Here is a 13,321-nt window from a genome sequence, read left to right as displayed (position 1 = left end):
CATGTTTGGCGTACTGAAAACCATACTATTTCTTGTAGTTGTCTATTACGTTTGGAAACTGCTTTTCAGGCTGTTTTTTCCTGTAGTTGCCAAAAAAGTGGTCGAAAAGGCGCAGCAGAACATGGAGGACAGAATGCGTCAGGCTTACGATCAGCAAGCAGGCAATAACTACGCAGATCACGAAGGTGATGTCATCATTCAGAAAGGTGCAGAAAAGCACAAATCAGGAACGGTTTCCGATTCTGAAGGTGAATATGTAGAGTTCGAAGAAATCAAAGATTAGAAGCTGAAAATGGCTTCGGAAAACATCTCAATCTCCCCATTATGGAAAAACTGAAAGGTCTCATACCACATGTTGTGGTACTGCTTGTTTTTGCTGCCATCGCTTTGGCCTACATGCATCCATTGTTGCAGGGTAAGGAGTTGTTCCAATCGGATATTGTCAACTTCTTGGGGATGAGCCAAGAGATTGCTGATTTTAGAGAGGAAACTGGAGAAGAACCGCTTTGGACCAATTCCATGTTCGGTGGAATGCCTGCTTATCAGATTTCCGTATTGTACCCGAACAATTGGAGTCGGCAATTGCTTACGGCCATGAATTCCATTGTGCCCAAACCTGCCAATTATCTCTTTTGGATGATGGCTGGAGCGTATTTCATGTTCTTGATGATGGGCGTGGGTTGGCGCTATGCGTTGGTCGGTTCAATCGGCTTCGCGATGGCATCGTATTCGGTTATTATTCTTGAAGCGGGACACAATTCCAAGGCGTTTGCTATGGCGTTCATGGCTCCAGTTATCGGTGCCATTCTGCTCACTTACAAAGGCAGATTTTTCCTTGGTTCGGCTCTTCTTGCCCTTTTTCTTTCCTTGGAAATTGCCACCAATCACCTTCAAATAACCTATTATCTGCTTCTCGTTGTACTCATTCTTGGAGCATCTAAATTGGTTGATGCCATCAAAAATGGCACGATTCCCAATTTTGCCAAAGCAACAGGAGTGATGGTTGTGGCAGCATTCATCGCCATTGGCCCCAATATTTCTGGCCTTTGGACCACTGCCGATTATGGCGCGGAAACCATGCGCGGAAAATCTGAGCTTTCCAGCAAACAGGAAAGTTCCGGCCTCGATAAAGATTACGCCATGCGATGGAGTTATGGAGTAGGAGAGACCTTCACATTGCTCATTCCCGATTTCATGGGAGGTTCATCGCAAGGAAGTTTGGACGAGAAGTCGGAAGTTTTCGAAGCAATGGTTGATAAGGGAATTCCGAAAAATCAGGCGAAAGGCATCATTTCCAGTCTGCCGCTTTATTGGGGAACGCAACCCTTCACTTCTGGCCCGGTTTATTTGGGCGCCATCATTTGCTTTTTGGCCATGCTCGGTTTTCTGATCATTGAATCAAGCAATAAATGGTGGTTGATCGCAGCATTTGTTCTTTCTATCATGCTTTCGTGGGGACACAATTTCGCATTCTTCTCCGACCTGTTTTTCAATTATGTTCCTGGCTACAACAAGTTCAGAGCGGTTTCCATGACCTTGGTTATCGCGCAGCTCATTTTGCCCATTGCTGCTGTTCTTGGTCTGAAAAAATTCCTCGATGCAAGCGATAAGCAAGCGATGACGAAGAATTTGATGATCGCTGTTGGCATCGTGGGTGGAATCTGCCTTCTTTTCGTTTTACTTCCGGGCGCGTTCTTCGATTTCTCATCACCAAACGATGCGCAATTGGCCAATGCAGGATTTCCTGATTGGTTGGTAGCTGCTCTGCTCAATGACAGAGAATCACTGTTGCAGTCGGATGCCTTGAGGTCGCTGTTGTTCATTCTGATCAGCGCAGCTATACTTTTCGGAGCCATCAACAAAAAGGTGAATGCGAATGTGGCCGCCATAATTATTGCGGTTTTGGTGTTAATAGATCTGGTTCAAGTGGACAAGCGCTATTTGGATGAGGATGATTTTGTGAGTGCTCGCAAGAACAAGAACATCATTACCCCAACTGCTGCTGATCAGCAGATACTGGCAGATTCAGACCCGAATTTCCGCGTCATCAACTTAGCAGCAAACACGTTCAACGATTCTAAGACTTCCTATTTCCACAAGTCCATTGGTGGATATCATGGCGCCAAGTTGAAACGTTATCAGGAACTGATTGATTCGTGTATCAGCAAAACCAATTTGGCAGTGCTGAATATGTTGAATACCAAATATTTCATCACACCAGATAAGGAAGGTCGTCCAACCGTAAGAAGAAATCCATTGGCACTTGGAAATGCTTGGTTTGTGGATGATCTGAGAATTGTAGAAAATGCAGACGAGGAATTGGCAGCGCTTAGTGATGATGATTTCAACCCACAAAGACTAGCCATTATCGACAAACGATTTGAGCAAGAACTAAGTGGATTTCAAGCTTCGGTAGATAGCGCTGCTGGAATCTACTTCTTGGAGTACAAACCGAATTATTTGAAGTATGCCACTGAGGCAAGTACAGAACAGTTAGCTGTGTTCTCCGAAATCTATTTCGCCAATGGTTGGAATGCGTACGTAGATGGCCAATTGAAGCCACATTTCAGAGCAGATTATGTGCTCAGAAGTATGCGTGTCCCTGCTGGAAAGCACGAAGTAGAGTTCAAATTCGAACCTAAAGTGTACTACACAGGAGAAAGTATGTCACTTGCTGGCTCAATTCTTCTGGTTCTATTTGTGGTTGGTGGAGTGGCTTTGGATGGCCGCTCGAAAAAAGCAGCGTAACCTTGAAAAAGGTGCTCATCATTACGTACTACTGGCCGCCTAGCGGAGGCGCAGGAGTACAACGATGGCTCAAATTCGCAAAGTATTTACCAGAGCTCGGTTATGAGGTTCATGTGCTCACTGTGGCTCCAGAATATGCTACATATCCGCAACGCGATGAGTCGCTGATTGCTGATGTTTCTGACCGGATATTTGTTCACACGACAAAGACTTCAGAGCCCTACGCCATTTACAAGATGTTCGGTAAAAATGCTCCTTCGAGCGGATTTGCCAACGAGAGTGCATCGGGGCTTTCAGGACTCGTAAAGGGCTTTGCCCGTTTTGTAAGAGGAAATGTGTTCATACCTGATCCGCGGAAAGGCTGGAATCGCTTTGCTGTGGCGAAGGCGAAGGAGTTGATCGATCAGTTTCAGATTGAAACAGTGATCACTACTTCACCACCTCATTCTACACAGCTGATCGGGCTCGAATTGAAGAAAACAAGAGCGATCAAGTGGATTGCAGATATGCGCGACCCTTGGACCAAAATCTATTATGTATCGGAACTGCTTCAGACCAACTGGGCCAAAAATCGAAATGCCAGGTTGGAACGACAGGTGTTGGAAACGGCTGATAGAGTAATTACGGTGAGCCAAAATTTGGCTGATGAATTCCGCGAGTTGGCTCCCAATCTCAAACCAGAGAATGTTGCTGTGATTCCAAACGGATTTGATGAAGATGATTTTAAGATCGATTATTCGTTAGATCCAGAATTCACCATTGGTTATATGGGAACGATAACGGAGCAATATGACGCAAGTTCATTGCTTTCGGCATTGCGAAAAAACAACTTGGATGTGGGTTTCAGATTCATTGGAGATATGCCTTCCGAGTTGAAAGCGCATTTCCAATCTGTTTCTTCCAGATGCGAATTTACTGGCTATCTCAGTCACGAAAAGGCCATTGCCAAAGCAGGTTCTTGCAGTATTCTGTTATTGGTAATTCCAAAAGTGGAAAGCAACAAAGGAATTCTAACAGGGAAAATGTTTGAATACTTAGCACTGAAACGACCCATTTTGGCCATTGGTCCGACAGATGGCGATGCAGCACGAATTCTATCAGAAACCGGAGCTGGAAAAATGTTCAATTATGCTGATGAGGCTGGGATTTCAGCGTTTATCGAATCAAGTTTTGATTTGTGGAAACGAGATGATGCCAATATTGAAAATGATGCGTTTCGAAAGTATTCGAGACGGTCGTTGACCAAGTCGCTTTCAAAATTGATTGATGATCTTCCAAAATGAATCAGAAGCCAATTTTCATTCTTGGAGCACACAAATCAGGCACAACCTTGCTTCGGAATTTGTTGAGCGGTCATCCTGATCTGTTTGTTGTTCCGTTCGAGTCTCACTTCTTTCAATTGACGGATCGAAATGTAGATTATGAGTACAGGAAGAACACTGCCAAAGGATTAAGTAAAAAGCAGATTGAGCAAAATCTGGTAGATTGGATCAAGACCAGCAACGAAGCTGTTGATCCCATGGGAGATACTTTTGTTACAGGTAAATTGGACCTTGACCGGTTTAAGAATAGCATCAGTTTAAGCGAGAATGATTCGACAAAACAGATGTTTGAAAAATATATGGAGTCCATTCATCAAAGTTTGAGTTCTGGCTTGTTGCCCGATTCGAAGCGAGTGGTCGAAAAATCTGTGGAGAATGCCGAATTCGCCATAGAACTTTCGGAGATGTTTCCAGACGCACGGTTCATTCATATCGTGCGCAATCCATATTCCAACTTTGTATCGCTAAGAAAATACAAGAGTGTAGGAGTAGGGTTTCCGTTGCTGAACCGAATGGTGAAGACATTTCGGAACAGTTATCATTATCTGTTCGAGAACCAGAAATACATCAAGAATTACAAGGTTGTTCGCTACGAGGATATTCTATCTCAAACAGAATCGACAATGCAATCGATTTCTGAATTCCTGAACATCGAATTTCTACCGATTCTTCTTCGTCCATCGCATTTGGGCGAATCGTGGGGCGGAAATAGTACGACAGGGGAACAATTTGAAGCAGTGTCTGATAAACATGCCGACCGTTGGAAAAATGACCTTCTTCCTATTGAAATTGCTTGCGCGAATGAGGTTGCTGGCTTGGTTCTGCAAGAATATGAGTACGAACGGTTGAGTTCAAGAAAATCATTTTACAACAAAGAACAAGGAGAAACATTTTTTCGGTTTATATTTAACCGATGGTTCGTTTTTACTCAAATCTGATTTCAGCGCCTGTAAAATGGCTGATGTTCATAGGTTTTTTGTTGTCGAGCATCACGTCTTTTGCTCAATTACAACAACCACCTAATTGGCATATTTTCACCACAGGTAACTCTGGTTTAGCGGACAATCGGGCGTATTTTTTATTGTATGATCAACAATCTCAGGTGCATTGGGTTGCTACTTTCAATGGCGGATTAGGTAAAGTAGTTGGAGAAACGATTACAAGTTTCACCACCTCCAATTCGAATATTCCGTCTGATAAACTCCGAACGCTAACCTTTGCGCCTAACGGAATATTGTGGATGGGAACTAAGGATCAAGGCATTATTTCGTTGGATACCAATTCTCTTGTTTTCACGACTTACAACCCAGGCAATTCGGGTTTTCCTTCGTACGAAAGCTGGGGAATGACCACCGATCAGTTTGGAAACCTTTGGTCCGCAGCGGGTCAACAAGGATTGGTAAAATATGACGGAGCCACGTGGACAGTTTACAACACAACTAATTCTGGAATAGCAGACAACTGGGTTAACTATGTATTGGAAGATTCTCAAGGGAATATTTGGGCTGCAACGGGCAGTGGAATTAGCAAATTTGATGGGGCCACATGGACCAATTACAACTCAGGCGATTTTTCAAGAGTTGTGATTCAAACAACGGACGGAAAAATTTGGTGTGCTTCAACTACTAGATTAACATCCATTGTTGGGACCGTATTGACAGATTACGTGATGTCCAACTCAGGTATTCCTTCCAACGACCTCTCGTCTTTGGCAGAAGATCAGAACGGAAACTTGTGGATTGGAACGGTGACTGGAGGCGTGGCAAAATATGATGGAAATTCGTTTCAGATATTTGATGTTACCAACTCAACTCTTCCAGACAATTATATTGAAACGATAGATATTTCGAATCTGAACAGGCCTTGGGTCGGAATGAACAGCGGAGGATTGGCTGGTTTTGTGATAGATACAACGCAAATTCCTGAATTCATTTTGGAGTTTGAGGTTGGTACAGACACTTGTTACAGACACACGGGGTTTGCCCAAGTGAAGGTTACAGGAGGAACACCGCCATATATCTTCATGTGGAATACGATTGCTGACTCTTCACATTTCTATACGGATACGGTCACAAATACGAATCTGATTGATGGATTATTAACGGGTAACTATTCGGTGGTGGTTGAGGATTCAGACGGCTACCAAGTAACTGGAGTGGTAACTGTGCCACGAATTGAGCCTCCTTCGGCAGCGTTCGAAACAAGATCAAAACCCGTTGAATTCACCGATCCTACTGTTCTGTTTGATAACGAAAGTATAGGAGCAAATTCGTTTGAATGGCATTTTGGAGATGGAGAAACAACCTACGAGGAAAACCCTGAACATTCGTATGATACGGCTGGAGTTTATCTCGTGATGTTGATAGCTTATGGTCAACCAGGTTTTGGATGCGTTGATACCACTTATGGTTATGTTGAGGTTGATCCCTTTTTCACTTTTTACGTGCCCAATGCTTTTACTCCTGACGGTGACGGAAAAAACGATACGTGGGGTCCAGTTGGGTTGAATTACGAGGTAGCTAGCTATGAATTGGAAGTTTTTGATCGTTGGGGAGGCCTCATTTGGCGAACGGACAATCCATTAAAGTGGTGGGATGGAACGCACATGAACAGTAATGAGCGCGTCAAACAAGGGTTATATGTCTACAAGTTCAGACTAAGAGAATTCAATACGTTCGAACCAAAGGTATTTAAGGGTACGGTTACTCTTTATCGGCACAATTAACCCTTTTTAGCAAATGCTGTTTAATAAGCAGTTGTGAATTACGTCCTTTGATCCTCGATGGGCATCATCCGCAAGCAAAGCATTCAAACCTCCATACTCTCTTATTTGGGAGTTGTGCTTGGCTACGTCAATGTGGTGCTGCTGTTCCCGAAGTTTTTTGCTGCTGAGGAATTTGGCCTCACGCGTGTGTTGCTAGCGGTTATCGGTGTTTCTTCTCAGTTTGCGCTCTTTGGACTTACGAATGCGATCATTCGTTACTTTCCAAAATTCAGCGAAGGAGATGAGAAAACGCAGAACGGAATTCTGAGTTGGTCGCTTATTTCTGGATTTATCGGCACTGCTGTTGTTGCTGGGATATTGCTCTTGGCCCAACCGTTTGTGGTGGACCATTACCGCGAGAAGTCCGAATTGTTCGTTCATTTCTACTACCTGCTTTTGCCGTACCTCTTGTTCGAAGTGCTGTTCCAAATATTCACAAGTTATTCCCGTGCCTTGTATCATGCAGTTGTGAATGTTTTCTTTCGGGAGATATTCCTTCGGGCAAGCACAACCGTTCTCATTCTGCTGTTTCACTTTGGTATTATTGAGTTCGAATTGTTCATGCAGTTGTTCATTGCGCAGTTTGGCTTTTGCGCCCTCGGACTAGGTCTTTACCTCCTTTTCATCGGTCGGTTCAGTCTAGCCGTTAAGCGCCAATTCATCACTTCCGATTTCAAGAAAGAACTCACACATTACAGACTGTTTACGCTCCTTTCGAGTGTTAGCGCTCTTTTCCTGATGAATATTGATGTGATCATGATATCCTCGATGATCGGGTTGGATCAGACCGCATTCTATGCTGTGGCTTTTTACATCGTAGCGCTGCTCAACATACCAAGGAACGCACTCGGAAACATTGCCGTTCCGGTAATTTCTGACGCTTGGAAACGGGACGATAGAGAGACCATTCAGAAGATCTATGCGAAAACCTCTATCAACCAATTGTTGATCGGCACATTGCTTTTTGTGGGAATTTGGGCCAATCAGGCCAATATTTTCGAGATACTTCCGCCCGAATATGCTGGCGGAAAGTGGGTGCTTTTTTTCGTTGGGTTGGCCCGTTTGGCAGATGTCGGTTTCGGAGTGAATGGTGGTATCATCACGACTTCCAAACATTATAAGTTCGATACGTATTCCAATGTGGTGCTTTTGATCGTTACGGTTCTTCTCAACCTCATTTTTATCCCTATTTATGGAATTGAAGGAGCCGCCATGGCCACGGCCATTTCACTCACTGTCTTCAATATTTCCAAGTATTTGTTTTTGAAGATCAAGTTCAATTTCGAACCGTTCTCTTGGAAATCTGCTGCCGTGTTGATTTTGGGTGGCGCAGCATTCGGAGTCAGTTTACTGTTGCCGCGACAACCGCTTTTAATTGATATTGCTGTGAGGTCAGCGATTATTGTGGTCATTTTTATCCCTTTGGCCATCTCCTTACGATTGTCGGAAGATGCACACGAATTTGTGTTGGCCATCAAAAAACGATTCGGATTCTGATGCGGGCTCTGTTTTTCACACATTGGTTTCCTACAGAAGAGAATCCTCAGGCGGGCATTTTTATTCTCGAACAGGCCAAAGCGCTTGTGTCTGTTGGGGTTGATGTAACCATCATTCACATTCACGTTACGCAAGGTTCCGGACTGGTCAAAAATCAATTCCAAGAATCAGAGAAAGATGGAATCCGATTGTTGCGAATTGATCTTTCTGGCAATCTCTGGAAGTTGGTTTACACGGTTTATCCCGTTCAACTCTTTCTGATCAGAAGATTGTTGAAGAAAAGCGGACTCGATTTTAGTTCGTTTGATGTGTTTCATTCGCACGTCATTCATCCTGCAGGAGCTATTGGTCACCGATTGGCGCAGGAACACAAGCTTCCTCATTTCATCAGCGAGCATTGGTCGAATTTGGCTTACTATTTCTCCAAAAATCTGTTTAGCAATTGGGGAAAGGAAGCTTACGCGAGTGCGAGGAAAATTTTTGTGGTATCCGAATTTTTGAAGCAGAAAACGTCTGAATTCGTTTCGGATGACAGCAAGCTTCAGGTTATTCCGAATGTGGTTTCGTCTCAAGAATTCAAGTTTCGGCCAGCGCCTATTGGCTCCAGTTATTACTTCGTGATGGCTGCCAAATGGAATAAAGGAAAACGCGTAATCAAACGCCCGAAACTCATCATCAGAGCAGTTGCTCAGGCATCGAAAGAATTGGACAAACCGGTCATTCTTGGCATTATTGGCGATGGCGACCGAATTCCGGAACTCAAAAAATTCTGTGCTCAGAATGATGTTCACGCGCAGTTTCACGGATTTCTGAATAAGGAAATGGTAGCCCGCGAGTTTCAACGGGCCGATCTTCTATTGCACGGTTCCGAATACGAAACCTTTTCGGTGGTGATTGCCGAAGCGCTGAAATGTGGAACGCCTGTGGTGGCATCGAATGTGGCTGCCATTCCTGAGTTGATCAATGATTCGAACGGTATTCTCGTGGAAAACAAGATTTCTGAGTGGAAAAACGGAATCATCAAAGCCACATCTACTCCTTATGACAAACCTGAAATCGCCAGTCGCTTTTCGAGCAAATTCGGATATCAGGAAGTTGGCGAAATGCTGCTCAAAGCTTACTCCGTGTAGTATCGGTATTAAGGCGTTCATCTTGGAACGCAATCCCTAATTTTGCGACCTTCAAAAAAGGAGCAGATGAGCGAGATTGCAGCAAAGTACGACCCAAGCCAAACCGAAGACAAATGGTACAGCTACTGGATGGAAAAAGGATATTTCCATTCGGAGCCGGACGAGCGTGAGCCGTATACCATTGTCATTCCACCACCGAACGTGACCGGAGTTTTGCACATGGGGCACATGCTCAACAACACCATTCAAGATGTGTTGGTGCGAAGAGCGCGTATGCAAGGAAAGAATGCCTGCTGGGTTCCTGGAACGGACCATGCTTCAATTGCTACTGAAGCTAAAGTGGTGAACAAGCTCAAGGAGCAAGGCATCAACAAGTGGGACCTTTCTCGTGAGGAATTTTTAGAGCATGCTTGGGAATGGACGCACAAACATGGCGGCATCATCCTCGAACAATTGAAGAAACTAGGCGCTTCCTGCGATTGGGAACGTACGCGTTTCACGATGGAAGAGGACCTGAGCGAAGCAGTTATCGACACCTTCATCGACCTGTACAATAAAGGTTTGATTTACAGAGGTCACCGAATGGTGAATTGGGATCCATCGGCTTTGACCGCGGTTTCTGACGAGGAAGTGAACCACAAAGAGGTTCAATCCAAACTCTATTACGTTCGCTATCAGGTTGAGGGAACCGATGAATGGCTGACAATTGCCACTACTCGCCCTGAGACCATTTTGGGTGATACAGCTATCTGCATCAATCCGAATGATGAACGCTTTTCGCATTTGCATGGCAAGCGCGCCATTGTTCCGATGGTAAACCGCAGCATACCGATCATTCAAGATGAATATGTGGATATGGAATTTGGAACGGGTTGTTTGAAGGTGACACCCGCACACGATGAGAACGACTACAATCTTGGCAAAAAGCACAAGCTCGAAACCATTGATATTCTGAACCCGAACGGAACGATGAGCGCAGCTGCTCAGTTTTTCGTTGGTGAAGACCGATTCATCGTTCGTAAGAAAATTGCGAAAGAACTGGAAGCCTCAGGGAGTCTGGTGAAAGTGGAGGAATACATGAATAAGGTTGGCTATTCTGAACGCACCGATGCTGTGATTGAACCGCGTTTGTCAGAGCAATGGTTTGTGAGTATGAAAAAACTCAGCGAACCAGCTTTGGAGCACGTGCTGAACGGAGATATTCAATTCCACCCGAACAAGTTCATCAATACCTATAAGTATTGGATGGAGAATGTGCGCGATTGGTGCATCAGCCGCCAATTGTGGTGGGGACAGCGTATTCCTGTTTACTACGCTCCGAATGGAGAATATGTAGTTGCTAAATCTGTGGAAGAAGCGATTGAGAAGTTCAAAGTTCAAGGTTCCAAGTTCAAAGTTGAGGACCTGAAGCAAGATGAGGATGTGGTTGACACTTGGTTTTCTTCGTGGTTGTGGCCGATTTCGGTTTTCAACGGTTTCAAAGATCCCGATGGAAAGGACATCAACTATTATTATCCAACAAATGACCTCGTTACGGCTCCCGAAATTCTCTTTTTCTGGGTAGCACGAATGGTAATGGCCGGCTACGAATGGCGTGGTGATCTTCCGTTCAAAAACGTGTATCTCACAGGAATTGTGCGCGATAAGCAAGGTCGGAAAATGAGTAAATCTTTGGGCAATTCGCCTGATCCGATCGGACTGATTGAGCAGTACGGTGCAGATGGCGTTCGCGTTGGCATGTTGCTCTCTTCTCCTGCTGGAAATGACCTTTTGTTTGACGAAGGACTTTGCCTTCAAGGAAGAAACTTCAGCAACAAGATCTGGAATTCGTTCCGACTGATAAAAGGTTGGGAGATTGATGAGAATATTCCACAACCAGCGGAAGCAAAAATTGCCATTGATTGGTTCCGTTCTCGCTTCAACAAGGAATTGGAATTGCTGAACGAGCACTACGATAAGTTCCGTTTGAGCGATGCACTAATGACCACTTACAAGTTGGTTTGGGATGATTTCTGTTCTTGGTATCTCGAAATGGTGAAGCCTGAATATCAGAAACCGATCGATCGGAAAACGCTGGATTCTACGGTTGAATTCTTGGAAGAACTCTTGAAAATTCTTCATCCATTCACACCATTCATCACCGAAGAAATTTGGGATCTGATGGGCGAACGAACTGAGAAAGACCGTATGATTGTTTCAGCTTGGCCAGAAGGCGGCAACGTGAATTCAACACTTCTTGCTGGATTTGAGGAAGCCGAAAAGGCCATTATGGAAATTCGCAGAATCAGAAACGAGAAACAGATTGCTCCGAAGGAGAAATTGAGTCTACTTGTGAAAGGCGATTGGGAAGCAAAATTCGGTCCGGTCATCAGCAAACTAACCAACCTGATTAGTATTGAAACTGTAGCGGAAGCCCCTGCTTCTGCCGCTGGTTTTGTGGTTAAAGGAGTGGAATATTTCGTTCCATTGGAGGGATTGGTTGATGCTGGCGAAGAGAAGGAAAAGCTTCAGAAAGAACTCGAATACACCAAAGGATTTCTTGCTTCCGTGCTAAAAAAACTAAGCAACGAGCGATTTGTGGCGGGTGCTCCAGAACAGGTGATTGCTGCCGAGCGTAACAAACAAGCTGACGCTGAATCCAAGATAAAAGCCTTGGAAGAGCAATTACAGGCGCTGTAGATCATGAAGGCGGTCTATACCATCGCATTGCTCGTTTTGAGCAACACCTTCATGACCTTTGCGTGGTACGGACATCTCAAATTCAAGGACATGTCGTGGGCGCAGAATTTGAGCCTATTTGGCGTCATTCTATTGAGCTGGGGATTGGCGTTCTTCGAATATAATTTCATGGTTCCGGCCAACCGTATCGGCTATGAAGGCAATGGTGGCCCTTTCAACCTTTTTCAGCTACGGATCATACAAGAAGTGGTGGGATTGGTGGTTTTCACACTCATCGCTGTGCTGGTATTTAAGACCGAAACGCTAAGAATGAACCACTTGATCGGTTTTGGTTTTCTGATTTTGGCTGTCTATTTCATTTTTAAGAAATAGGTCAGATATAACCACGGAATTTGTAGGTCGCGAAACCGACCCATTCGTGGATCAGGCTGTGCCATTTGTGAAAATTGGCGACCTGTGGAACGAACAGATAATCGAGTTCCCAGCGTCTGTTTCCTACGCCTTGCATCACTGGAAATGGTTGTACGTTCAATCCTTGTTTTTCGAAACATGCCACAGCTCGTCTGATATGAGCTGCAGAGGTGATCAATAGAAATCGTTGTTCGCCTGTAGCTTCTAAAATCGGTTTGGAATACAGGGCATTCTCGTAGGTATTAAGGCTCTGGTCTTCTATCAATATGTCGTTCTGATCCATGCCGCACAAGAGGTAAAGTCGCGCAAGCATTTCACCTTCCCGCGTGTTAGGCTCCAGATAATTGGCGGCACCTCCAGAAACTAAGACTTTTTTCACTTTTCCATTACGATATGGTCGTAAAACGCCAAGGTAACGGTCGGCATTTCCACCGTATTTTACCATGTCGGTCTCATTATCATAGAAAACACCACCGCCTAGCACAATGGCGGTTTTGATCTGCGGGTCAATGTCTGAAAGAAGCGTTACCTCGGTTTCCCAAAGCCTCACAAATTCATCCACGATGAATGAGTTGGAGAAGATCAACATCACTCCTAAACCCCACAAAAGCAGTCTCCTACGCTTTTTCTGATCGTATGTTAAGAGAGCAAGAACGAGCAGTATCAGAACCCACGTGAATGGATAGAGAAAAAATTCCGTTCGTCTGATCAGAAATTGAATGGATAGTAGCATGAACGGTAAAGATGCTAAAATGTCGGTGTGAATGGAG

Annotated in this window: 10 protein-coding genes; 9 read left to right on the top strand and 1 reads right to left on the bottom strand. The window is 44.5% G+C overall.

Going from position 1 to position 13,321, the window contains the following annotated elements; translation table 11 throughout:
* Position 1: 1 nt before the first annotated feature.
* The 9 genes from K9J17_08740 (at position 2) to K9J17_08700 (ending at position 12,512) form a co-directional block, all read left to right on the top strand.
* Complete coding sequence (locus K9J17_08740; protein MCF8276807.1) at positions 2–283, top strand: DUF4834 family protein; 282 nt, start codon at positions 2–4, stop codon at positions 281–283.
* A gap of 41 nt (positions 284–324) precedes the next feature.
* Positions 325–2,748, top strand: coding sequence for a hypothetical protein (locus K9J17_08735; protein ID MCF8276806.1), 2,424 nt, complete (start codon positions 325–327; stop codon positions 2,746–2,748).
* A 2-nt stretch (positions 2,749–2,750) separates the two neighbouring features.
* A complete protein-coding gene (locus K9J17_08730; protein MCF8276805.1) occupies positions 2,751–4,031 on the top strand; it encodes a glycosyltransferase family 4 protein in 1,281 nt (426 codons plus the stop codon).
* Positions 4,028–5,008, top strand: coding sequence for a sulfotransferase (locus K9J17_08725; protein ID MCF8276804.1), 981 nt, complete (start codon positions 4,028–4,030; stop codon positions 5,006–5,008). The genes K9J17_08730 and K9J17_08725 overlap by 4 nt, the downstream gene beginning before the upstream one ends.
* A gap of 23 nt (positions 5,009–5,031) precedes the next feature.
* Positions 5,032–6,795 carry a gliding motility-associated C-terminal domain-containing protein gene (locus K9J17_08720; protein ID MCF8276803.1) on the top strand — a complete coding sequence of 588 codons (1,764 nt, stop codon included), beginning with the start codon at positions 5,032–5,034 and terminating at the stop codon, positions 6,793–6,795.
* Positions 6,796–6,852: 57 nt separating this feature from the next.
* Positions 6,853–8,331, top strand: a complete 1,479-nt coding sequence (locus K9J17_08715) for a polysaccharide biosynthesis C-terminal domain-containing protein (GenBank protein ID MCF8276802.1) — start codon at positions 6,853–6,855, stop codon at positions 8,329–8,331.
* Positions 8,331–9,461 carry a glycosyltransferase gene (locus K9J17_08710; GenBank protein ID MCF8276801.1) on the top strand — a complete coding sequence of 377 codons (1,131 nt, stop codon included), beginning with the start codon at positions 8,331–8,333 and terminating at the stop codon, positions 9,459–9,461. Before K9J17_08715 ends, K9J17_08710 begins: the two co-directional genes overlap by 1 nt.
* Positions 9,462–9,527: 66 nt before the next feature.
* Positions 9,528–12,140, top strand: a complete 2,613-nt coding sequence (locus K9J17_08705) for a valine--tRNA ligase (protein MCF8276800.1) — start codon at positions 9,528–9,530, stop codon at positions 12,138–12,140.
* Positions 12,141–12,143: 3 nt separating this feature from the next.
* Positions 12,144–12,512 carry a DMT family protein gene (locus K9J17_08700; protein ID MCF8276799.1) on the top strand — a complete coding sequence of 123 codons (369 nt, stop codon included), beginning with the start codon at positions 12,144–12,146 and terminating at the stop codon, positions 12,510–12,512.
* Between the two features lies 1 nt (position 12,513).
* On the opposite strand, the gene K9J17_08695 is transcribed toward K9J17_08700, so the two are convergent.
* Positions 12,514–13,284, bottom strand: coding sequence for a YdcF family protein (locus K9J17_08695; protein ID MCF8276798.1), 771 nt, complete (start codon positions 13,282–13,284; stop codon positions 12,514–12,516).
* Positions 13,285–13,321 lie beyond the last annotated feature (37 nt).

Source organism: Flavobacteriales bacterium (assembly GCA_021739695.1).
GTDB lineage: Bacteria > Bacteroidota > Bacteroidia > UBA10329 > UBA10329 > UBA10329.
Note: the sequence above shows the minus strand (reverse complement) of the source record. Positions and strands in the feature narration are given on the sequence as shown.